General features: G+C 71.3%; 21 protein-coding genes and 1 pseudogene. 15 read left to right on the top strand and 7 right to left on the bottom strand.

Going from position 1 to position 21,185, the window contains the following annotated elements; translation table 11 throughout:
- Positions 1-22: 22 nt before the first annotated feature.
- Positions 23-520: a winged helix-turn-helix transcriptional regulator gene (locus CG723_RS12120; protein ID WP_100593836.1), complete on the bottom strand. Its 498-nt coding sequence runs from the start codon at positions 518-520 to the stop codon at positions 23-25.
- A gap of 209 nt (positions 521-729) precedes the next feature.
- Here CG723_RS12120 and CG723_RS12115 point away from each other — a divergent pair, with 209 nt between their 5' ends.
- The gene (locus CG723_RS12115; protein ID WP_100593278.1) at positions 730-1,599 is read left to right on the top strand and encodes an AAA family ATPase; all 870 of its coding nucleotides are present in this window, start codon (positions 730-732) and stop codon (positions 1,597-1,599) included.
- Positions 1,596-3,038, top strand: coding sequence for a vWA domain-containing protein (locus CG723_RS12110; RefSeq protein WP_100593277.1), 1,443 nt, complete (start codon positions 1,596-1,598; stop codon positions 3,036-3,038). Before CG723_RS12115 ends, CG723_RS12110 begins: the two co-directional genes overlap by 4 nt.
- A gap of 77 nt (positions 3,039-3,115) precedes the next feature.
- Here the strand turns inward: CG723_RS12110 and CG723_RS12105 are convergent, their stop codons facing one another.
- Positions 3,116-3,775, bottom strand: a complete 660-nt coding sequence (locus tag CG723_RS12105; protein WP_442802541.1) for a TOPRIM nucleotidyl transferase/hydrolase domain-containing protein — start codon at positions 3,773-3,775, stop codon at positions 3,116-3,118.
- Positions 3,776-3,855: 80 nt separating this feature from the next.
- On the opposite strand from CG723_RS12105, the gene CG723_RS12100 reads away from it, so the two are divergent.
- The 3 genes from CG723_RS12100 (at position 3,856) to CG723_RS12090 (ending at position 5,895) form a co-directional block, all read left to right on the top strand.
- Positions 3,856-4,485, top strand: a complete 630-nt coding sequence (locus CG723_RS12100; protein ID WP_100593276.1) for an alpha-ketoglutarate-dependent dioxygenase AlkB — start codon at positions 3,856-3,858, stop codon at positions 4,483-4,485.
- Positions 4,486-4,520: 35 nt separating this feature from the next.
- The gene (locus tag CG723_RS12095; RefSeq protein WP_234374247.1) at positions 4,521-5,063 is read left to right on the top strand and encodes a GNAT family N-acetyltransferase; all 543 of its coding nucleotides are present in this window, start codon (positions 4,521-4,523) and stop codon (positions 5,061-5,063) included.
- Between the two features lie 304 nt (positions 5,064-5,367).
- Complete coding sequence (locus tag CG723_RS12090) at positions 5,368-5,895, top strand: cupin domain-containing protein (protein ID WP_100593275.1); 528 nt, start codon at positions 5,368-5,370, stop codon at positions 5,893-5,895.
- Between the two features lie 19 nt (positions 5,896-5,914).
- On the opposite strand, the gene CG723_RS12085 is transcribed toward CG723_RS12090, so the two are convergent.
- Together CG723_RS12085 and CG723_RS12080 are read right to left on the bottom strand one after the other, a co-directional pair.
- Positions 5,915-6,379 carry an HIT family protein gene (locus CG723_RS12085; RefSeq protein WP_100593274.1) on the bottom strand — a complete coding sequence of 155 codons (465 nt, stop codon included), beginning with the start codon at positions 6,377-6,379 and terminating at the stop codon, positions 5,915-5,917.
- A 41-nt stretch (positions 6,380-6,420) separates the two neighbouring features.
- Complete coding sequence (locus CG723_RS12080) at positions 6,421-6,765, bottom strand: ArsR/SmtB family transcription factor (protein WP_100593273.1); 345 nt, start codon at positions 6,763-6,765, stop codon at positions 6,421-6,423.
- 97 nt (positions 6,766-6,862) lie between these two features.
- Between CG723_RS12080 and CG723_RS12075 the strand changes: the two genes are divergently transcribed.
- From CG723_RS12075 to CG723_RS12045, 7 genes and pseudogenes are all read left to right on the top strand, one after another.
- On the top strand, positions 6,863-7,924 hold the full coding sequence (locus tag CG723_RS12075) for a cation diffusion facilitator family transporter (RefSeq protein ID WP_100593272.1): 1,062 nt from the start codon (positions 6,863-6,865) through the stop codon (positions 7,922-7,924).
- Between the two features lie 44 nt (positions 7,925-7,968).
- A pseudogene (locus tag CG723_RS12070) lies at positions 7,969-8,175 on the top strand (DUF305 domain-containing protein); the annotation flags it as partial.
- A 119-nt stretch (positions 8,176-8,294) separates the two neighbouring features.
- Positions 8,295-9,038 (top strand): ankyrin repeat domain-containing protein, encoded by a 744-nt coding sequence (locus CG723_RS12065; protein ID WP_100593271.1) that lies wholly within the window; start codon positions 8,295-8,297, stop codon positions 9,036-9,038.
- A gap of 90 nt (positions 9,039-9,128) precedes the next feature.
- On the top strand, positions 9,129-9,584 hold the full coding sequence (locus tag CG723_RS12060) for a cyclic nucleotide-binding domain-containing protein (RefSeq protein ID WP_100593270.1): 456 nt from the start codon (positions 9,129-9,131) through the stop codon (positions 9,582-9,584).
- Positions 9,585-9,715: 131 nt separating this feature from the next.
- Positions 9,716-10,321 carry a PadR family transcriptional regulator gene (locus CG723_RS12055; RefSeq protein WP_159032437.1) on the top strand — a complete coding sequence of 202 codons (606 nt, stop codon included), beginning with the start codon at positions 9,716-9,718 and terminating at the stop codon, positions 10,319-10,321.
- Positions 10,318-12,075 carry a sulfatase gene (locus CG723_RS12050; RefSeq protein WP_100593268.1) on the top strand — a complete coding sequence of 586 codons (1,758 nt, stop codon included), beginning with the start codon at positions 10,318-10,320 and terminating at the stop codon, positions 12,073-12,075. The genes CG723_RS12055 and CG723_RS12050 overlap by 4 nt, the downstream gene beginning before the upstream one ends.
- Positions 12,076-12,219: 144 nt before the next feature.
- Entirely contained in the window at positions 12,220-13,572 is a 1,353-nt protein-coding gene (locus tag CG723_RS12045; protein WP_159032436.1) for an MFS transporter, read from the top strand.
- 107 nt (positions 13,573-13,679) lie between these two features.
- Here the strand turns inward: CG723_RS12045 and CG723_RS12040 are convergent, their stop codons facing one another.
- The 3 genes from CG723_RS12040 to CG723_RS12030 all read right to left on the bottom strand — a co-directional run bounded on the left by CG723_RS12040 (position 13,680) and on the right by CG723_RS12030 (position 17,801).
- Positions 13,680-15,023, bottom strand: coding sequence for an MFS transporter (locus CG723_RS12040; protein ID WP_100593266.1), 1,344 nt, complete (start codon positions 15,021-15,023; stop codon positions 13,680-13,682).
- Positions 15,024-15,070: 47 nt separating this feature from the next.
- The gene (locus CG723_RS12035) at positions 15,071-16,726 is read right to left on the bottom strand and encodes an amidohydrolase (protein ID WP_100593265.1); all 1,656 of its coding nucleotides are present in this window, start codon (positions 16,724-16,726) and stop codon (positions 15,071-15,073) included.
- A 178-nt stretch (positions 16,727-16,904) separates the two neighbouring features.
- On the bottom strand, positions 16,905-17,801 hold the full coding sequence (locus CG723_RS12030) for an Lrp/AsnC family transcriptional regulator (RefSeq protein WP_100593264.1): 897 nt from the start codon (positions 17,799-17,801) through the stop codon (positions 16,905-16,907).
- A 225-nt stretch (positions 17,802-18,026) separates the two neighbouring features.
- Here CG723_RS12030 and CG723_RS12025 point away from each other — a divergent pair, with 225 nt between their 5' ends.
- The 3 genes from CG723_RS12025 to pstS all read left to right on the top strand — a co-directional run bounded on the left by CG723_RS12025 (position 18,027) and on the right by pstS (position 21,132).
- Positions 18,027-19,007, top strand: coding sequence for a C-terminal binding protein (locus tag CG723_RS12025; protein WP_100593263.1), 981 nt, complete (start codon positions 18,027-18,029; stop codon positions 19,005-19,007).
- A complete protein-coding gene (locus CG723_RS12020; RefSeq protein ID WP_100593262.1) occupies positions 19,004-19,792 on the top strand; it encodes a class II aldolase/adducin family protein in 789 nt (262 codons plus the stop codon). Before CG723_RS12025 ends, CG723_RS12020 begins: the two co-directional genes overlap by 4 nt.
- A 251-nt stretch (positions 19,793-20,043) precedes the next feature.
- Positions 20,044-21,132 carry a phosphate ABC transporter substrate-binding protein PstS gene (pstS, locus tag CG723_RS12015; protein ID WP_234374246.1) on the top strand — a complete coding sequence of 363 codons (1,089 nt, stop codon included), beginning with the start codon at positions 20,044-20,046 and terminating at the stop codon, positions 21,130-21,132.
- The last annotated feature ends 53 nt before the right edge of the window (positions 21,133-21,185 follow it).

The following is a 21,185-nucleotide window of genomic DNA, read 5'->3' as shown; positions in this document are numbered from 1 at the left end:
CGAAGGGCGGGACGACAGGGAGTCAGTCCGCGAAACGGGCTTTGATGTCGGGGCGCTCCGCGAGGCGGGGCGGATAGCCGGGGCCGAGCCGGGGCCGCGTGTTCTCGGCCGTCATCGGCTCCTTGCACTCGCTGCACACGACCTCGGCGTGACCCTCGTGGCCACACCGGTCGTGGTGGAACACGACGGGCGGTCCGGCCTCCTCCGCCAGCCAGCGGTCGCCCCACCTGTTCATGGCGGCGAGCACTCCGAAGAAGTCGCGTCCCATGTCCGTGAGGACGTAGTCGTAGCGGACGGGCTCCTGCTGATAGGCCCGCTTCTCCATGAGCCCCTCGTCCACGAGGCGCCGGAGCCGGTCGGCCAGGGTGTTGCGCGCGATGCCGAGCTCCTCCTGGAACACGTCGAACCGCTTGATCCCGTAGAACGCCTCACGCAGGACGAGCGGCGTCCACCAGTCGCCGAGCAGGTCCATGGTGCGGGCGATGGAGCAGGGCCAGTTGGCAAAGGAGGTCCGCCTCATGCCGTCAGCATACGAGGGTCTCGGATTGAGACCCAGCAGTTCGGGGCCCGAGGACACTCCAGCAGCCGACCGGTTCGGGCGCTCCGTACGGCTGTGGCACGTGACCTACGCCGCAAACACCGCGTCCCTGTTGTGGAGCCCCTCGCGGAACTGATCCAGTGACCGCAGACCAGCCGGCGCGCGGCGCCGCACGAGGAGGGGGCTCACCCATGACGTCCGGGTACTTCACGTCCGTCGACGATGTGTCCGCGCGGCTCGCCGCGACGGGCTACCTGGCGTCCCCCGCGGTGGCCACCACGGTCTTCCTCGCCGACCGCCTCGGCAAGCCACTCCTCGTCGAGGGCCCCGCGGGCGTCGGCAAGACCGAACTGGCCAAGGCGGTCGCCGAGGTCGCCGGCGCCACCCTCGTCCGGCTCCAGTGCTACGAGGGCGTGGACGAGTCGCGCGCCCTGTACGAGTGGAATCACGCCAAGCAGCTCCTGCGCATCACGGCGGGCCGCGACGAGTCGTGGGACGAGACCCGTACGGACATCTTCAGCGAGGAGTTCCTGCTGCCGCGCCCGCTGCTGACGGCGATCCGCGGCAGTGACCCGAAGGTGCTCCTCATCGACGAGACCGACAAAGCCGACGTGGAGGTGGAGGGCCTGCTCCTGGAGGTGCTCAGCGACTTCCAGGTGACGGTGCCCGAGCTCGGCACGATCAGCGCGACGCGCCGCCCGTTCACCGTCCTCACCTCCAACGCGAGCCGCGAGCTGTCCGAGGCGCTGCGCCGGCGCTGCCTGTTCCTCCATATCGGCTTCCCCGAAGAGGAGTTGGAGCGCCGGATCGTGCGGCTCAAGGTGCCGGGGCTCGACGAGGCGCTGGCGCAGGCCGTGGTGCGCGTGGTCGGCGCGCTCCGCGCGATGGACCTGCGCAAGGTGCCGTCGGTCGCGGAGACCATCGACTGGGCCCGCACGCTCCTCGCCCTCGGCGCCGGAACGCTCGACGAGCAGGTCGTACGCGACACGCTCGGCGTCGTCCTCAAGCATCAGGAGGACGTGCTGAAGGCGGCGGCCAAGCTGGACCTGGACGCCGTGTGAGCGCGACGGCGGCCGGCGTCCCGGAGCGGCTCACCGCACTCGTGCAGGCGCTGCGCTCGCACGGCGTCCGGATCGGCACCGGCGAGACCGTCGACGCCGGGCTCGCCGTCGAGGCGCTCGGCCTGACCGACCGCGAGCATCTGCGGGAGGGCCTGGCGGCGGCGCTGCTGCACAGCGAGGGGCAGCGGGCCGTCTTCGATCCCGTCTTCGATCTGTACTTTCCCCGGAGTGTCGGCGCCCCGCAGGACACACGGCACGAGCCGGGCTCCGGCAGTCCGTGGCAGGACTCCGACACGGCCGACCTGCGCGAGCGGCTCGCCGCCGCGCTCGCCGCCAACGACCAGGAGTTGCTCGACCAGTTGGCGGCCGAGGCGGTGGACGGCCTCGGCGGCTACAGCACCGCGAACGGGGCGGGCGGCTCGGGTGGGTCCGGAGGATCGGGTCCGTCGGACCGCTCGGACGGCTGGTCCTCGCACCAGACGCTCGCCCGGCTGCGCCCGGAGACCCTGCTCGCCCGGATCCTCGCCGGGATCCGGGCCGGGGCCACCGGCGACGACGAGTTCACCGACCGGCTCCAGGCGGACGAGATCCGCCGCCGCATCCAGGCGTTCCGCGGACGCGTGGGCACCGAGGCGCGGCGCCGCGTCGCCGAGCGTCGCGGCACCGACGAGATCGCCCGCCGCGCCATCGCACCGACCGCCGACCGTGTCGACTTCCTCATCGCGGGCCGCGCCCAGCTGGACGAACTGCGCCGGGCGGTTCAGCCCCTGGCCCGCAAGCTGGCCACCCGCCTCGCCGCCCGCAGGCGCCGGGCCGCGCGCGGGCGGATCGACCTGCGCCGCACGCTCCGTGGCTCCCTGTCGACGGGCGGCGTCCCGATGCGGCCCGTGCTGCGCCGCCGCCGTCCCGCCCGCCCCGAACTCGTCCTCCTGTGCGACGTGTCCGGCTCGGTCGCGGGGTTCGCCAACTTCACGATGCTGCTGGTGCAGGCGCTGCACGACCAGTTCAGCAAGGTGCGGGTGTTCGCCTTCGTCAACCGCGTCGACGAGGTGACCGACCTCATCGGCCGCGACACCGCCGGGCCCGAGGGACTCGGTGCCCGCATCCTCTCGGCGGCGTCCGTGACGGGCTGGCACGGAAGCAGCGATTACGGCACGTCGCTGGGCGAGTTCGCCGAGCGGTACACGGATGCGGTCGGCCCGCGCAGCACTGTCTTCGTCCTGGGCGACGCCCGTACGAACATGAGCGACCCCAACAGGGGGGCGCTGCGTGACGTCGCCGGGCGTGCCCGCAAGGTGTACTGGCTCAACCCCGAACGGCGCTCGCTGTGGGACACCGGCGACTCGGCGGCAGACACGTACGCGGAGATCGTCGAGATGTACGAGTGCCGCAACGCCCAGCAGCTGAGTGCGCTCATCGCGCGGCTGCTGCCTGTTTGAGCGCTGTTCGCGGCGACGGGGAAACTGTGCCCGCCGGGGTGCGACGTGCGAACCGGAGTCAGCGGAGATCGGCGGAGTCAGACATGTGCGAGGAGCCTGTCCAGAGGGCGTGGAACGCGGTCGAGGTCGAGCCGTTCCACGAGTGAGCGCGCGTACTGCGTCTTGCGGCCGCTGTGCGTCCCCATGAACCGGCGCAACTGCCGCTCCACGCCCCGGTCCCGCTGCGCCGGCTGCTTCTGGAAGGTGCGGAATGACCTCAAGTCGCCCTCGGCGTCCAGGACTTCCTGCACGGTGTCCGCGCCGAGGCCGCGGATCAGCTCGTCCTCCAGGTCCGCGACACACACGTAGAAACCGAGCTGCTCCATGTCGGCGTGGGTGAGGTGGGGGCGCGGGCCGGTCCGCTCGAGAACGCTGCGGAAGTAGTGCTCCTCCCCCGCGTCGCACAGCCCGGCGACGGTGACGTCGAGCCCGTCCGGGCCGCACACGGCGAGGAATCTCCCGATGCTCATCGCGCCACCGAGCGGCAGCACCGCGACGCCCTCCTCGTCGAGGCTGCGTCCACGCCGCCGGGCCAGCGCCTCGACGGCAGCCAGGTCGCTCTCCCCCTCGACCAGGACGACCTTGCGCACACCGGCCACGACGGCCAGCTCGCGGGCCGCCTCCGCGGCAGGCCCGTCGTCTCCTCCGCGTGCCGCCCATGCTCCGGCCGCCCGACGGAACCGCCTCATCTCGTCCACACGCCCAGTTTCGCAGGGCACGGGGTGTTCCCGTCCAGTCAATTAGCTCACATGTTCGAATCTAGGAGTACGCTGTCCTCATGGCAACGCACCAACTCCAGGGGTCCCTGTTCGACCAGAGCGACGACGTGCGACTGCGCCCACTGGACGGGGTCCGCAGGACCGCGCTCGGCGACGGCGCCTGGATCGACCTGCTGCCGGGCTGGCTGACCGGCGCCGACGCCCTGTTCGAGCAGTTGGCCACGGACGTGCCCTGGAAGGCCGAGCGGCGGCAGATGTACGAGCGTCTCGTGGACGTGCCGCGCCTGCTCGCCTTCTACGGCGCGGGCGAGCCGCTCCCGCACCCCGTCCTCGACGAGGCGCGACAGACACTCTCGGCGCACTACGCGACCGAGCTCGGCGAACCCTTCACCACGGCCGGGCTGTGCCACTACCGCGACGGGCGCGACAGCGTCGCCTGGCACGGCGACCGCATCGGCCGCGGCGCCCGCGAGGACACCATGGTCGCCATCCTGTCCGTGGGCGCGCCGCGCGACCTGCTCCTGCGCCCGCGCGCCGGCGGCGACGTGGTCCGCCGGCCGCTGGGCCACGGCGACCTGATCGTGATGGGCGGCTCCTGCCAGCGGACGTGGGAGCACGCCATCCCGAAGACGACGCGGGCCGCGGGCGGACGGATCAGTATCCAGTTCCGGCCGCACGGGGTGCAGTGATCCCGCGAGGCCGCCCGGATGCCAGGATCCCTGGCATGACGGACACGAACGAACTCACGGTGCGCCCGCGCGCCGACGCCGACCTGCCCAGCTGCGTCGAGGCGCTCGCAGGGGTCCAGGCGGCCGACCGCTATCCGGTGGACTGGCCCGCCGATCCGGCGGGCTGGCTCACCCCGCACGGGATGACCGACGCGTGGGTCGTCGTGGCGGGCACCGATGTCGTCGGGCACATGGCGCTCACCCCGCCGGGACCTGCCCTGGCCTCTGCTGCGGGGCTGCCCGAGCGGCGCCTGGTGGCCGTGTCACGGCTCTTCGTCAGCACCGGCGCCCGGCGGCGCGGGGTGGCCGCCCTGTTGCTCGACCGGGCGATCGGGACCGGCGCCGCCCGCGGGCAGACACCGGTCCTGGAGGTCGAGACGGCCGCGAGCACCGCCATCGGGCTCTACGAGCGCGCGGGCTGGCGCTACGCAGGCACGTTCACCGCCGACTGGACAACCGCCGACGGCCGGCTCGCCCGGATGCGCGCGTACGTGACGCCCTCGAATTTTAGGAACTCCTCGCATCCTGTGAGTTTTTGACAGCGCATCAGGCAGCCGCACGGGCTTCAAGTGTCCGGCCCCTACAGCCACCCCCAGCCGGGCCACCACCCGACGCGACTCCGGCGGCGAACAGCACCCGAAGCGACGGCAACGGACAAACCTTGACATCCGTTCGACCGGCTCCTTACGGTCGGCCGTGGATCTTGAGCGTTCACGGCTCGGCATCGAGCGAGCCGGGAGCAACCTTGTCTCCGTCGTCTTCGACACCCACCACACCGGCGCGCGCCCCCGCATTCCACGCCGGGCCACCGCCGACGGCCCGCCCACGAGGAGCAGGACTGCCATGGCCACACCTTCACACGCCGGCGACTCCCCTGAGCGCGACGCGTTCCACCCCGACCTCCCGGACCATGACGCGCCGCTGCCGCTCCGCGCCCGGCTCCACCACATCCGCGCGGGCGAACTGGACGGCGACACCGCGCAGACCGGCGGCATGCGGCGGTTCGCGGCGATCAGCGGGAGTACGGTCGGCTCCGAGCGCATCTGGATGGGCCAGACGCACGTGACCCCCGACACCGCCTCCTCCAACCACCACCACGGCGCCTCGGAGACGGCGATCCACGTCGTGAAGGGCCACCCGGAGTTCGTGTTCCTGGACGACTCCACCGGAGCCCCGGAGGAAGTCAGGCTGCGCACCGCACCCGGCGACTACATCTTCGTGCCGCCCTACGTCCCGCACCGCGAGGAGAACCCGAGCCCGGACGAGGAGGCGGTCGTGGTGATCGCGCGCAGCACGCAGGAGGCGATCGTCGTCAACCTGCCGGAGCTGTACGTACTGGACCAGGATTCCCCTTCCCCGGCAGGGGGCTGACGCTACGTCACCATCGCCGTCACAGAGGTGGCTCGGGGCGGAGATGAGCCCGGAGTTCGCGTGCTATCCGGTCCGCCTCACCGTCCGTCACCCACTCCCCCTCCGGCCGGCCGAGCATCGCGAAGACGCCGGGACCCCGGCGCTCCTGCGGGAGGTCGGGCAGTCGGGGCACTACGTGGAAGTGCACGTGCGAGAAGCCTTCGGCCTCCGCGAACTGCGCCACGTAGGTCTTCTCGCAGCCGGTCACGCTCCGCAGCGCGCGGGAGAGCCTGACCTGCCAGACACCCAGCGTCGCGGCCTGCGCGTCAGTGAGGTCGTGGACGGCCGTGACGTGGCGTCGCGGCAGCAGCACCAGCCAGCCGGGCAGCGCCGTTCTAATGGCGTGGACCACCCGCCAGTGCTCGTCGAAGGCGATGCGTTCGCGTGGCGGCAGACCGGCGAACTGCGCTTCCTTGCCGCATGGGTAGCAGTCGTGATCCGTCATGCCGGGGATCCTAGGAGCCCGATCCGCGCCCTCGCACCCCCTTACACAAGGGGGTGGCGTCCGAGGTGAGGGTCCGCGAGGTTCAGCGCCTCGCTCACCAGGCGTCGCAGATGCCCGTCGGTCAGCGCGTAGACCATGCGGCGGCCCTCCTTGCGGACGGTCACCAGGCCCGCGAGACGTAGTTTCGCCAGGTGCTGGCTGACGGCGGGGCGGGCCGCGCCGCACGTCTCGGTGAGCGTCGTGACATCCGCCTCACCACTGCCGAGCGTGTGCAGGAGCACGAGACGGGTGCGATCGGCGAGGAGGCCGAGGAGGTCGGCGGCGTAGGCAAGCTGCTCGTCGCTCGGGTTTTGCGGGTGCACACCGTGCGCAGGTGATAGGTGCATGCGTGCGCTCATACGCACATAATGGAACGGGACGCCTTCCGGTGTCCAGCTCCGCGCCGATCCCCCAGCCTCCGCCCCGTCCAGGAAGGCCCGGCCCTTGAGCCCTCAGCACGGACACGCACCCCACGACAGCACGCATCACCACGGTCACGAGCACGGCCCCGTGTCGGGAGCGGCCCGGTGGCGGCACCGGCTCGCGCACGTCCTCACCCCGCACTCCCACGAGACCGCCGACAAGACCGACCGGGCACTCGAAGCCTCGGCCCGGGGCCTGCACGCCCTGTGGATCTCGCTGGCCGTACTGGGCGTGACCGCGGCGGCCCAGGCGGTCGTCGTCGTGCTCTCGGGTTCGGTCGCGCTGCTCGGCGACACGGTCCACAACGCGGCGGACGCCCTCACCGCGCTGCCGCTCGGCGTCGCCTTCGTCCTGGGCCGGCGGGCCGCCAACCGCCGCTTCACCTACGGATACGGGCGTGCCGAGGACATCGCCGGGCTCGTCATCGTCCTGACCATCGCCGCCTCCGCGGCCTTCGCCGCGTGGACTGCGGTCGACCGGCTCATCAACCCGCGCGACATCACGTACCTGCCGGCCGTGGCCGCGGCCGCCGTGATCGGGTTCCTCGGCAACGAATGGGTCGCCCGCCACCGCATCCGCGTCGGCCGTGACATCGGCTCCGCGGCGCTGGTCGCCGACGGACTGCACGCGCGTACGGACGGGTTCACCTCGCTCGCCGTGCTCATCGGGGCGGGCGGGGCCGCCGTCGGCTGGCGGCTCGCCGACCCGATCGTGGGACTGGCCATCACCGCCGCCATCCTTCTGGTGCTGCGCGACGCCTGCCGCGAGGTCTTCCGGCGCGTGATGGACGCCGTCGACCCGGCCGTCGTGGACAGCGCCGAGCACGCGCTGGAACACGTACCCGGTGTGCTGGCCGTCGGCGAACTGCGCATGCGCTGGATCGGGCACCGGCTGCGCGCCGAGGTCGCCATCGTCGTCGACGGCGCCCTCAGCGTGCGGGCCGCGCACGAGGTCGCGGTCGCCGCGGAGCACGCCCTGTTGCACGCCGTCCCCAAGCTCACCGGCGCGCTCGTGCACGCCGACCCGGCGCCCGACCCCGGCGCACCCGACCCGCACGCGGCACTCGCCCACCACTCCGCGTAGAGACCTTGGAGCTTCGCCCCCTGCCCAACAGGGCGCTCACAGGCAAGGCTCAGGGCAAGGACGCCGAGGTGCTCTACCTCCAGTTGATGACGGCGCATCACATGGGCGGCATCGACATGGCGAGCGCCTGTGCCCAGCAGTGCGAGGTACCGGTGGAGCGGAGTCTCGCGCAGGGCATGGTCGACGCGCAGGAGTCGGAGATGAAGCTCATGGCCGACCTGCTGCGGGCGCGCGGTTCGTCGCCTCGCTGACGGGGGTGGGGCCGTCCCGCCGACCACGGGACGGCCCGCCAGGGCACTGCCAGAATGGCGGTGCCCTGGCCCGCCCCATCCCGTCCTGCCCCATCCCGTCCCGGCAGAAGGCACCCCCCATGACGAAGACCATCGACTCTCAGGACCCGCTCGCCGTCGCGGTCACGCAGGCGATCCGCCAGGGCGACATACCGGCCCTGCGCCATCTGCTCGCCGAACACCCGGGGCTGGCCTCCGCCGGGATCGCGGAGACCGCCCGCCCGGACTGCTCCGGGATCCGCACGCTGCTGCACATCGCGACCGACTGGCCAGGCCATTTCCCCAACGGTGCCCAGGTCATCGCCGCCCTGGTGGAGGCCGGGGCGGACCCCGACGCGCGTTTCTCCGGCGCACACACCGAGACGCCCCTGCACTGGGCGGCGAGCAACGACGACGTCGCCGCCGTCGACTCCCTCGTCGCGGCCGGCGCGGACATCGAGGCGCCGGGCGCGGTGATCGGCGACGGCACGCCCCTCGCCGACGCCTGCGCCTTCGGGCAGTGGCGCGCGGCGTTCCGTCTCGTCGAGCACGGCGCCCACGTCACGTACGAGGAGGCCGCGTCGCTCGGCCTGCTCGACCGGGTCAGGGCCTGGGGGACCGCCGGGGAACCGCCGACGCCGGAGGAGGTGTCCAGCGCGTTCTGGTGCGCCTGTCACGGCGGCCGCCTGGCCACCGCCCAGTACCTGTACGAGCTGGGGGCGGATCCCGGCCGGGTCGGCTACGGCGACAAGACGCCTCTGGACGTCGCGCGCGAGCAGGAGGCCACGGACGTCGTCGAGTGGCTTTCCGCTGTCGCAGCGAAGCCGGTGGGTGACTCCATGTAATCCGTGCGAATCGGTGCCGCTCCCAGGGTGCTCAATCGGCCCGTGGCGGCTCCAATGGAGGGTGGGGAACCTCGGCGAGGAGGCCTGTCCATGACGAACGCGACGCGACTGCTGACTGCTCTTCCTCACGAGCACCGCGAACGGCTGATGACGCTCGCCAAGGAGGTGTCGTTCGACGAGGACGAGCGGATCTTCGAGGAGGGCCACATCGCCGACCGGTTCTGGGTCGTGCGCTCGGGCGCGGTCTCTCTGGACCAGCAGGTCACCGAGCACAGGAAGGTGACTGTCGCCTCGCTGGGCTCGGGTGATCTGCTCGGCTGGTCATGGCTGTTCCCGCCACACAAATGGGACTTCGGGGCCGAGGCGTTCAGCCCCGTGCGCGCCTACGAGTTCAACGCGCAGGCGGTGCGCGACCTATGCGAGACCGATCCAGCGCTGGGCATGACCCTGATCCGCACCGTCGCCGAGATCCTCGCGTACCGGCTCGGGGCGACCCGCGCCAAGCTCATGGAGCAGTACTCCATCCACCGGACGCAGCCGATCTGAGCCCGCACCCGTGAGTACCTCAGGCCGACTGTGAACGCCTCGATAAGAGCCTGTCCGATCTGTTGACTGCCCTTGCCCCCGGCGATATGAATCTCTGCACATAAGTGATTGTGCACATAGGGGTGAAGGTCGTGAAGTTCGAGTACGTCCTGCTCGCGCTGCTGTCGTACCGCCCGTTCAGCGGGTACGACCTGCGCAAGTGGGTGGAAACAGAAGGGCAGTTCCTTCGTTCGCGCGCCCATCACAGCCAGATCTACCGGCTGCTCGGGCGCATGGTCGACGACGGCTGGGTGGCGTACGAGGTCGACCCGCGCGAGGGCCGGCCGGACGCGAAGGTGTACCGGCTGACGCCACGGGGGCGCGACGTCCTCATGGAGTGGGTGCGCTCTCCGTACGACCCGCCCAGCCGCTTCCAGGACGCCGACTTCCTGGCCAGGTTCAGCTTCGCCGCCCCGCTCGACAAGGACGCGGCGATCCGGCTGATCAGGACCGAACTCACTTATCGGCGCGCCCAGATCGCCGGCAACCGCGCCCGCGACCGGCGCATCGGTTTCGAGAACCCGCTGCCCGAACTGGACCAGGACCTCGCGCGCGAGATCAGCGACGAGCTGCACGCCTACGGCGCCTCGTCCGTCGACCGCTGGGTGGCCTGGCTCGAAGGGATGCTGCGGCGCCTGGAGACCGGACGGCCGGAGTCCGAAGGCCGTACACCCACGCAGACAGGGGACGCCGCATGAAGGCGATCATGGTGATGTTCGACAGCCTCAACCGGCGGATGCTGCCGCCGTACGGAGGCGACTGGACGCACGCGCCGAACTTCGCCCGCCTCGCCGAGCGGTCCGTCACGTACGACAACTGCTACGCGGGCTCGATGCCCTGCATGCCGGCCCGCCGTGAGATCCACACGGGGCGGCACAACTTCCTGCACCGCAGCTGGGGTCCGCTGGAGCCGTTCGACGACTCCATGCCCGAACTGCTCAAGCAGAGCGGCGTCTACACCCACCTCGTCAGCGACCACCCCCATTACTGGGAGGACGGCGGCGCGACCTATCACGGCCGGTACAACACCTGGGAGTTCTTCCGCGGGCAGGAGGGCGACCCCTGGAAGGGGCAGGTCGCGGATCCCGAGATGCCCGAGGACCTCAAGAAGGTCCGGTTCGGGGCCGTCTACCGGCAGGACTGGGTGAACCGGCCGCACATGGCGACCGAGGACCGTCATCCGCAGACGCTGACGTTCGACGCCGGCCTGGAGTTCGTCCACACCAATCGCGACGCGGACGACTGGTTCGTACAGATAGAGACCTTCGACCCGCACGAGCCGTTCTTCAGCCACCAGCGCTTCAAGGACCTCTATCCGCACGACTACGACGGCCCGCACTTCGACTGGCCCGACTACAAGCGCGTGGTGGAGACGGACGACCAGGTCGGGCACGCCCGGTACGAGTACGCGGCGCTGCTGTCCATGTGCGACCACTCCCTCGGGCGGGTCCTCGACACGATGGACGAACTCGGCCTGTGGGACGACACGTTGCTCCTCGTCTGCACGGACCACGGTCTGCTGCTCGGCGAGAAGGGGTGGTGGGGCAAGAGCGTGCAGCCCTGGTACAACGAACTCGTCCATCTGCCGCTGTTCGCCTGGGATCCCCGGACCGGCGCGACGGGCGAGCGGCGCCGGGACCTCGTGCAGACCATCGACCTGGCGCCCACCCTCCTGGAGTTCTTCGACGTCCCGCGACCCGGCGACATGCAGGGCGCGCCGCTCTCGGACACATCCGTGCGCGAGGCAGGCCTGTTCGGCATGCACGGCGGACACGTCAATGTCACCGACGGCCGCTACGTCTACATGAGGGCGCCCGTCTCCCCCGACAACGCTCCACTGCACGAACACACGTTGATGCCGACGCACATGCGGGGCCGCTTCACGCCGCAGGAGCTCGCGGACCTGGAGCTCGCCGAACCGTTCGGCTTCACCAAGGGGGTCCGCACGCTGCGCGTGTCCGGGCGCACGCTCTTCAACCCTTACCAGCACGGCACGCTGCTCTACGACCTGGAGTCGGACCCCGAGCAGCGCACGCCGCTCGCCGACGACGCGGTGGAGCTGCGCATGGCGCGCCTGATGGTGGATCTCATGCGGGCGAACGAGGCGCCGCCCGGCCAGTACGAGCGGCTCGGCCTCCCCGCGGTGGGGCCCGTCACCGAGAAACACCTGCTGGTGCGCGCCCAGCGCGAACAGGCCGAGCTCGCCACGCAGCCCCTGCCGCGCGCGGACGACTACCCGGAGGGCCGCTTCTCCCTGCGCACACCGATCCGGGCTCTGATCTCCGACCCGGTGGCGGTGGAGGTCCTGCGCCGCCACCTGCCAGGAGTCGTGGACTCGGAACTCCTGCAGATCCTGGGGCCGACACCCCTGATCGACGTCGCCGCCATGGCGGGCGGGCTCTTCCCGGCGCCGCGGCTGCGGTTGGTCGCCGAGGAGCTCGCCGCGCTCTGACCGAACCGCGGCCCGGGCCGGAAGGTCCGTGCCGCCGCACCACCGAAAGAACGCCGGTGACGGGGCGGCCACCCCGTCACCGGCAGGCACCTCTCCCCTCCCGCACCGCTCCAGCGAAGAACCATGCCAAGAAAGGGTGGCGCCATGCCCGAGCTTATCGATGGGCCAGCGAGAACGACCAAGGACATCGGACCATCCGGAGTGTCCCGGCGCGGGCGCCAGTTGTCGCTGCTCGGCGGTGCGCTGCTGGTCGACAGCACCGAGGCGAGCCTCGTCAGCGGCCTCTTCCCGCTGATCCGGCAGTCGCTCGGCATCTCGCTCGGGGCACTCGGCGTCCTCACCGCCGCGAGCAAGATCGTGGGGGTGTTCACGGGCCCGTTCTGGGTGTGGGCCGCACAGCGCTGGTCCCGCAAGGGCGTCCTCGTCCTCGCGACGGGCCTGTGGGGTGTCTGGGGTGTGGCCGCGGGCTTCTCCCAGAACTTCGCCCAGCTCCTGGTGCTCTACACGATCCTCGCGGCGGGCTACGCGGCCGCCCACCCTGTCATCACCGAGATCATCGGCGACCTCTTCGACAGCTCGTCACGGGGCCGCGCCGTCGGATTCGTGTACGGCGCCGTGGCGCTGGTCAGTTCGGTGATCGGGCCGCTCAAAGGCCAGTTGGCCGGCGTCGACGACGGCTGGCGCTGGGGTCTGTGGGGGATCGGCGCGTTCAACATCCTGCTGGGCTGCGGGATCTGGCTGTGGTTCCGCGACCCCGGACGGGGCGCCGCGGAGCGGCAGCTCGCCGACCTGGGCCAGGAGGCCCGCGCGGCCCAGGCCACCAGGGTCACCTGGTCGCAGGCGGTGGCGCTGTTCAGGGTCCGCAGCCTGTTCGTCCTGCTGGTGTCCCGGCTGCTGTCCGGCCACCTCCTGATCTCCACGTTCGGTGTGGTCTATCTGGTGGACGTGTTCGGCTTCAGCACCCAGGTCGCCTCGGTGGTCCTGCTCCCGATGGGCATCGGCTACTTCCTGGGCACCCTTCTCGGCGGCTTCGCGGCCGACTGGGCCGCGCGCCGCAGCCCTCGGTACGGGCTGGTCGCCGTGTTGCAGGGCGCGCAGTTCGCCTTCGCCGTGACGGCCTTCTTCGGCACTCAGATCGAGTACGACGGCATCGCCCTCTTCGCGGTCTTCTTCGGCCTCATGGGCATGGCCCAGGGGATCAACCCGCCGGTCAACCGGCCCATGGTCATGGCGGTCACCCCACCCGAGCAGCGTGCCGCCGCCTTCGCGATCTACGTGTCCGTCTTCGAGGCGATCGCCTGGGCGGCGTTCAGCCTCGGCGCGGGCTTCCTGGGCGACGTGGTCGGACTCCGGCCGGTGTTCCTGTGGGTCCTCGTGATCCTGATGCTCGTCAACGGCGCGGTCCTCACCCTGCTCTACCGCCCCTACGCGCAGGACGTGGCACGGGTGCAGGGGGAACTCGACCGGCGCAGGAGCGAGGCTCTGGGCGCGGGGTGACGTCGGGATGACGACAGCACCGCGGCCGGGCCGGATCCGTGCCGCCCGGCGCGGTGCGCCCGGACGTGCACGGGTCCTGCCCGGCCCACGTGAGCGGTCGGCGATGCTCAGACCCCGCTCGCCACCTCCCGTTGCGTCACCGAGGACAGACCCTCTCCCGGCTGCGGCACCCGCAGGTGCCGGAGTCGGGCCGTGCACCAGATGCCGACGGCCGAGATGGCCATGAGCATGAGTGCCGTCGGCCAGTAGTGGCCGCCCGCCGCCGCGGCGAGGGAGACCGCCGCGAGCGGCGCGAGGCCGCCGAAGACCATGTTGCAGATCTGGTAGGACAGCGAGATGCCGGTGTAGCGGACGTGCGGGGCGAAACCCTCCGCGAGGATCGAGGCGATGGGCCCGTACAGCGCGGACATCACCAGGCGCATCGCCAGCATCATCAGCCAGATCAGGACGACGCTGCCGGTGCCGAGGGCCATGAACTGCGGGATCGACAGGACGATCACGCCGGCCAGGCCCGCGATGACGACCTTGTGCGGGCCGACCCGGTCCGCCAGCCAGGACAGCCACGGCGTGACCAGGAGTTCCAGGAAGGCTGCCAGGGTGAGGCCGTTGAGGAGCATGGACTCGGACAGGTGCAGGTCACCCGTGCCGTACGAGAGCAGGAAGCTGGTCACGACGTAGTAACCGCCGGTCGCGGTGGCCAGGGCGAAGACGCCGATGAGGACCGTGCGCCACGCCTTCTGGAATACCTCCACGACGGGCAGCTTCTGTTCGGCGGCGGCGTGCTCCTCGCGCACTTCGGACATGACGGGCGACTCCTCCAGCTTCACCCGTACGACGAGGCCCACGATCACCAGGACCGCGGACGCCAGGAACGGCACGCGCCAGCCCCAGCTCATGAACGCGTCGTCGCCGAAGAGGTTCATGAGGCTGAAGGCGCCGGTCGACAGCAACGCGCCGACGGATGAGCCGAGTTGGGCGAACGAGCCGAAGAACGCGGACTTGCCGGGCGGGGCGTTCTCCACCGCGATCAGTACGGCGCCTCCCCACTCGCCGCCGATCGCGATGCCCTGGATGAGGCGCAGCGTGATGAGCAGGACCGGGGCCAGCGCGCCGACCTGGGAGTAGGTGGGGAGCAGGCCGATCGCGAACGACGCGACGCCCATCATCATGAGCGTGATGACGAGGGTCTTCTTCCGGCCGACGCGGTCGCCTATGTGGCCGAAGACGATGCCGCCGAGCGGGCGCAGCAGGAAGCCGACGGCGAAGGTCGCGAACGCCGAGAGGGTCTTGAGGTAGGGCGACATGTCCGGCGGGAAGAACACGTCGTCGAAGACGATCGCCGCAGCGGTGGCGAAGGCGTAGAAGTCGTACCACTCGATGGAGGTGCCGGCGAGGGCCGCGAAGGGGGCTCTGTACGGGCTCTGTCGGGGGGCGGATGGCTGTGTCGGCATGAAGCCTCCGGGGACAGGAGAGGCGCGGAAGGGGAGGGGGTGGAGGGTCAGCGGCCGGGGGCGGCCCAGGCGCGGGCGCCGCCGATCCAGGTCTCGCGCACGCCGATGGAGGCGAGTTCGGCCGGGTCCGCGGTGAGCGGGTCGCTGTCGAGGACCGCGAAGTCGGCGAGCATGCCGGGGGCCAGGGCGCCGACCGCGTGTTCGCGGTGCAGGGCGGCGGCCGCCGCCGCGGTGTGCGCGTGCAGGCCGTCCGCGACGGGCATGCGCAGCGCGGCGTCGCCAAGGACGGTGCCGAGTACGGTGCGCCGGGTGGCCGCCGCGGAGATCGCCTCAAGGGGGGCGGGCGGTGCGACGGGCGCGTCGGAGCTGAAGACGACAGGCACGCCCGCGGCGAGGCAGGTGCCCGCCGGGTTGTAGCGGTGGCCGAGGTCGCCGACAGCAGTGAGCGTGCCGTCGCCGGTGCGCAGGTGGTGCTGGGGCTGCATCACGGGTACGACGCCCAACTCGCCCATGCGGACGATCTGTTCGTCGGTGGGCAGACCGGAGTGCTCGATGCGGTGGCGGATGCCGGGCCGCTCGCGGTCGGCCTGCGCCTTCTCGACGGCGTCGAGCACCATGCCGATGGCGAACGGGGACTGGGCGTGGGTCGCGGTCTGCAGGCCCGCGCGGTGGGCGCGGCCGACGAGCTCGGCGTACTCCTCGGCCGAGTGGTAGAGCTGCCCGTGGTGGCAGCAGTCCGCCGCGTATCCGTCAGGGAAGTACGCGGTCCAGCCGCCGAGCGTGCCGTCGGCGTAGAACTTCACGCCCTGGACGCGGAAGTGGTCGTCGCCGAAGCCGTTCACGACGCCCAGGTCGAGCGCGGTGTCGAGGAGCGCGGAGGTGAGGTAGGCGGAGACGCGCAGGCGCAGCGAGCCGTCCCGACGGGCCCTCAGGTAGGTCTCCATCTCGCGACGTGAGGCCTGGGCGTCGCCGACAGTGGTGACGCCGGCGGCGAGGAAGACCTCCTGGGCGCGCAGGAGGTGATCGGCCATGATCGCGTCGGGTTCGGAGAGGTGGAAGTTCGGCCCGTGGTTGCCGATCTTCACGCCGCCGGGTCCGGTGAGCAGGTCGCAGGCCGCGTCCCAGAGCTGTCCGTCGGGTTCGCCGGAGGGCAGCCGGCCGATGCTGCCGCCCTCGGGGTCGGGGGTGCCCGCGGTGACGCCGCAGGTGCGCAGGGTGTGGGAGTTGACGACGCCGCCGTGGCCGGAGGCGTTCATGACGTACACCTCGCGGTCGATGGCGACGCGGTCGAGGTCGTGACAGGTGGGGTGGCGGCGTTCGGCGAGCCTGCGGTGCTCGTACCCGAAGCCGCGCACGGGGACTCCTGCGGGGAGTTCGCGGGCGGCGTCGGTGAGGACGGCGACGAGGGTCTCGATGTCGGGGACGCGTTCGGGCCGGCAGTCGACCCAGGCCAGGGCCTGTCCGTACATCACGGGGTGGCAGTGGGCGTCGACGAAGCCGGGGTGGACGAGGCCGCCGTCGAGTTCGAGGCTCTCGTCGATCCGGCCGCCGAGCGCGGCGCGCGCCTCGTCGGCGGTACCGACGAGGACGACGCGACCGCCGCGTACGGCGAGTGCCTCGGCGCGTACGGGAGTTCCGGCGGCGGCGACCGCCGCGCCGGTCACCAGGAGCGTGCGGTCGGCGTCATCGAGGGGGTGGTGCATGAAGGGGCCTGCTTTCGACCGTGGGACGACCATGAGGGCAGCCGCGCACAGACAGGCGCGGCGAATGATTCGTTCGCATGGACGATAAACAGCCGACGTTGACTTGACTAGATGTACTGCTGAGAAATTTTTCGTAAGTTCAGGCGAGTCATCGCTTACGTATCATCCGGCCTGCGCCTCATTCGGCGGCCGGATCCTCGTAGCGCTCCTTGATGAGTTCCAGGTGCACCCAGCTCTCCACCGCTCGCACGCCCTTCACGGCCCGCATGTCCTCGACGGCCGTCCGGATCGCCGCGAGGGACTCCACCGTGATCGTGCCGACCAGGTCCGCACGCCCCATGCAGGAGGACAGGAAGGAGACCTGGTCGCGGTCAGCGAGACGCGCGGCGACCTCATCCCGCTCCGCCTCGACGCGCACCGCGAAACCGCACAGGATGCCGAGGCCGAGGAGTTCGGGACGCACCAGCGCGAGGACCTTCGCGACGCCGCCGTCGAGGAGCCGCAGCGTGCGCGCGCGGGCCGCACCGGCCGACAGGCCGACCCGCTCGGCGAGCTCGGCGAACGGGAGGCGGCCGTCGGCCTCCAACTCGCGCAGGACGAGCTGGTCGGTCTCGTCGAGTTCCGTGACAGCCGGCTCGCCCGCGAGCAGATACGGGTCCTTGAGGTGACGGGTGGAGATCAGCGGGTCCACGACGTCGACACCGGGCAGGCAGCGGACGCGTTCGATCGCCTGGTCCAGATCGGCGATCCCCTTCGTGCGCAGCTCGGCCATGACCGCGTAGCCGCCGGCGGTCAGCGTGACGAACGGCGCCTCGGGCATGGCGGCGATGGCGCGCGCCACGGGCCCGGCCGGTCCGCGGACACCGATCGACAGATGCGCCGACGCGGTGAGACCCCGGACGGCGGGGTGCACGACGGCCGCCACACGCACACCGCCGCCCTCGAGCAGCCGCTGGACGCGGGCCCGGGTGGCGGGCCGGGAGAGGCCGACCCGCTGCGCCAGCGTCTCGTACGTCAGACGGCCGTCCGCCTGCAGCTCGCGGACGACGGCGAGGTCGATGTGGTCCAGGTCCACCGGGGCTTCCCCTCAGCTCGGCTGCCCGGGTACGGCCGCACCCGGGGTCGGCGCCCATTGTCGACCACGGGGACGCGGGTGCCGGACACCCGTGACGCCCATCACGGACACCCGTCTCATGTGGACTGGACAATTATGGAAGACGAAACGTAACTTCAACACCGAAGCGACCGACGAATCATTCGTCACCCTGAGTTCGTCGCTCCAAGAGTGGGGAGAAATGTGATGGGTCAGCCGGTGGTGGTCTTCACCGACCCCGAGGAGCTGGACGTCGAGCCGGGCGCGCGCCTGCTGCGCGACGCGGGCTTCGAGGTCCGCGTGGTCGGGAGCCGCGACCCCGGGAGGATCGCGGCTGCCGCGCACGACGCCGAGGCTCTGATCGTCGGCTACGCCCCGGTGGACGCGACCCTCCTGGACCGGCTGCCGACGGTGCGCATGCTGGCCACGATGTCCGCCGGTTACGACATGGTGGACACCGCCGAGGCCCGCCGGCGCGGCCTGTGGGTGAGCAACCTGCCGCACGCGGCCACCGAGGACGTCGCCGTGCACGCACTCGCGGCCACCCTCTCCCTCGTACGCCACCTGCCGCACGCCGACGCCACGGTGCGGACCGGCGGCTGGAACACGGAATTCGGTGAACTGCCCCGCCGGGCCGGCGAGTTGACGCTCGGCCTGGTCGGGTTCGGCCGTATCGCGCGCGCCGTGGCACGGATGGCGGCGCCCGTCTTCGGCCGCGTGGCCGCCTTCGACCCACACGCCGACCCGGCCGGCTGGCCGCCCGAGGTCGACCGGCTCGACCTCGACGAGCTGGTGAGCCGCGCCGACGTGCTGTCCCTGCACACCCCCCTCACCCCGCAGACCCACGGTCTCGCGGACGAGGCCCTGCTCGCCCGGATGCGGCCGGGCTCGTTCCTCGTGAACGTCTCGCGCGGTGAACTCGTCGACCCCGACGCGCTCCTGCGCGCACTGGACAGCGGGCACCTCGCCGGGGCCGCGCTCGACGTGTTCCCGGTCGAACCCCCGCCCGCCGACGACCCGTTGCGCACCCACCCGCGCATCCAGCTCTCCCCGCACAGCGCGTTCCTGTCCGACGCCTCGCAGCGCGCGTACGTGTGTGCGCCCGCCGAGAACGTCATCGCCTGGCAACGCACCGGCCGCCCGCTCACGCCTGTGGTCGACCCGACCCTCGAAGGAGCCGTCTCGTGACCGACCTGCTGACCCCCGCCGCCGATCAGGACGCCGCGCAGACGGAACTGCGGCTGCGCCGCGAACTCGCCGCCGTCTACCGGCTCGTGGCCCACTTCCGCATGACCGACCTGATCTTCACGCACATCTCGCTGCGCCTGCCGGGCCCGGACCACCACTTCCTGATCAACCCGTACGGGCTGCTCTTCGAGGAGATCACCGCCTCCAACCTGGTCAAGATCGATCTGTCCGGGAGCCCGGTCGAGCCGACCCCCTATCCGGTCAACCCGGCCGGGTTCGTCATCCACAGCGCGATCCACGCCGCCCGCGAGGACGCCCACTGCGTCCTGCACACGCACACCAAGGCGGGCTGCGCCGTCGCCGCACAGCAGGGCGGGCTGCTGCCGCTGAACCAGATGTCGATGGAGTTCCACAACCGGGTCGGTTACCACGACTACGAGGGCGTGGCGCTCAACCTGGACGAGCAGAAGCGACTCGTCGACGACATCGCCGGCCACCCCGCGCTGATCCTGCGCAACCACGGCCTGCTCACCGTCGGCGGGAGCGCGGCCCAGGCGTTCCTGCGCATGTACTACCTGGAGAAGGCCTGCGAGATACAGGTCACCGCGCAGGCGGGCGGCGTCCCGCTGACCGTGCCGTCGCCGGAGGTGTGCGAGTACACCGCCCGGCAGCTCGCGGGCGAGGCGGAGGCCGACTCGGACTTCCAGGACGAGGACGCGTACGAGCTGGCGTGGGCGGCGATGCTGCGCCTGCTCGACCGGATCGCGCCCGACTACAAGGACTGAGCAAGGACCGGGCAAGGACTGAGCGGGAACCAAGAGCTGAACTGGGCGTCAGCGGAAGTGGACGGCGGGGCCCGCTTGGCGCCCCGCTCGCCCTTCGTACGGTGGTGCTTCGCCTGGAGTTAACCCGCGCGTCACCCCGCGACCGCCATGATCGGCAACCATCTGTTCTTCCGATCGCGGTTTCACCAGGGGGAACGACAGTGCAGAGCGCCCGTGCCAGACGTGTGATCAAGCGGAGCGCTCCGGCCGGCGTGGCTTCCCTCGCGGCCGTGCTCCTGCTCGCGGGGTGCGGCGCGGGCGGCCCGGGTGACTCCGACGATCAGGCGTCCTCGGCCGGCGCCTCCCCCGTGGCCGACATCGACTGCGCGGGCAAGAGCCAGGTTCCCGGCTCGGGTTCGACCGCCCAGCAGAACGTGATGAAGTACTGGATCGACCAGTACCAGCGCGCCTGCCCCGGCGTCCAGATCGCGTACAACCCGCTCGGATCGGGCGCCGGTGCCGCCCAGTTCCTGCGTGGCGCGACCGCGTTCGGCGGCTCGGACAGCGCGCTGAAGCCCGAAGAGGTCGAGCTGTCGAAGCAGACGTGCACCGAGGGCCGGGCCATCAACCTGCCCATGGCCGGCGGCCCCATCGCGGTCGGCTACAACCTGCCCGGCGTCGACGACCTGGTCCTCGACGCCGCGACCCTCGCCAAGATCTTCGACACCCGGATCACCACCTGGGACGCCCCGGAGATCCGCGCGCTCAACCCCGGCGCGGAACTGCCCTCGACCCGCATCCGCCCCGTGCACCGCTCGGACGACTCGGGCACGACGCAGAACCTGCAGGCCTACCTCGCGGGAGCCGCCCCGGCCGCCTGGCCCTACTCGGCGGAGAAGTCGTGGCAGGGCACCGGCGGCGGCTCGGCGAACGGCTCCAGCGGTGTCGTCTCGCAGGTCAACTCCTCGTACGGGTCGATCGGTTACTTCGAGCTGTCCTTCGCGGCGAGCAGCCAGGTACCGACCGTCAGCATCGACACGGGCACGGCGGAGCCCGTCGCACCGTCGCCGGAGTCCGCGTCCGCCGGAATCGCCGCGGCCCGTGTCGCCGGCGAGGGCAAGGACATGTCGCTGAAGTTCCGCTACGGTCACTCGGCGGCGGGGGCGTACCCGATCGTCCTGGTCACCTACGAGATCGTGTGCGACAAGGGCAACCGGGCCGCCACACTCCCCGCGCTCAAGTCCTTCCTGACCTACACCGCGAGCGACGAAGGCCAGCAGGCGCTGACCCGGATCCACTACGCGCCGCTTCCGGACACGGTCGCGACCCAGGTGCGGGAGACCGTGCAGTCCCTGTCCTGACGGCCGCAGGACCACGCCGTCCAAGCACATTAGGCCCCAAGTACCCTGAGGTC

Origin of the sequence: Streptomyces sp. CB01635 (assembly GCF_002803065.1) — a bacterium.
Lineage (GTDB): Bacteria > Actinomycetota > Actinomycetes > Streptomycetales > Streptomycetaceae > Streptomyces.
The sequence above is the reverse complement of the archived record's forward strand: the minus strand, read 5'-3'. Positions and strand labels throughout refer to the sequence as shown.

Bases quoted from the DNA above. Each gene is read 5' to 3' on its own strand.
- CG723_RS12120 (WP_100593836.1), bottom strand. From the start codon at position 520: ATGAGGCGGACCTCCTTTGCCAACTGGCCCTGCTCCATCGCCCGCACC.
- CG723_RS12115 (WP_100593278.1), top strand. From the start codon at position 730: ATGACGTCCGGGTACTTCACGTCCGTCGACGATGTGTCCGCGCGGCTC.
- CG723_RS12100 (WP_100593276.1), top strand. From the start codon at position 3,856: ATGGCAACGCACCAACTCCAGGGGTCCCTGTTCGACCAGAGCGACGAC.
- CG723_RS12095 (WP_234374247.1), top strand. From the start codon at position 4,521: ATGACGGACACGAACGAACTCACGGTGCGCCCGCGCGCCGACGCCGAC.
- CG723_RS12090 (WP_100593275.1), top strand. From the start codon at position 5,368: ATGGCCACACCTTCACACGCCGGCGACTCCCCTGAGCGCGACGCGTTC.
- CG723_RS12085 (WP_100593274.1), bottom strand. From the start codon at position 6,379: ATGACGGATCACGACTGCTACCCATGCGGCAAGGAAGCGCAGTTCGCC.
- CG723_RS12080 (WP_100593273.1), bottom strand. From the start codon at position 6,765: ATGCACCTATCACCTGCGCACGGTGTGCACCCGCAAAACCCGAGCGAC.
- CG723_RS12065 (WP_100593271.1), top strand. From the start codon at position 8,295: ATGACGAAGACCATCGACTCTCAGGACCCGCTCGCCGTCGCGGTCACG.
- CG723_RS12060 (WP_100593270.1), top strand. From the start codon at position 9,129: ATGACGAACGCGACGCGACTGCTGACTGCTCTTCCTCACGAGCACCGC.
- CG723_RS12050 (WP_100593268.1), top strand. From the start codon at position 10,318: ATGAAGGCGATCATGGTGATGTTCGACAGCCTCAACCGGCGGATGCTG.
- CG723_RS12045 (WP_159032436.1), top strand. From the start codon at position 12,220: ATGCCCGAGCTTATCGATGGGCCAGCGAGAACGACCAAGGACATCGGA.
- CG723_RS12040 (WP_100593266.1), bottom strand. From the start codon at position 15,023: ATGCCGACACAGCCATCCGCCCCCCGACAGAGCCCGTACAGAGCCCCC.
- CG723_RS12035 (WP_100593265.1), bottom strand. From the start codon at position 16,726: ATGCACCACCCCCTCGATGACGCCGACCGCACGCTCCTGGTGACCGGC.
- CG723_RS12025 (WP_100593263.1), top strand. From the start codon at position 18,027: ATGGGTCAGCCGGTGGTGGTCTTCACCGACCCCGAGGAGCTGGACGTC.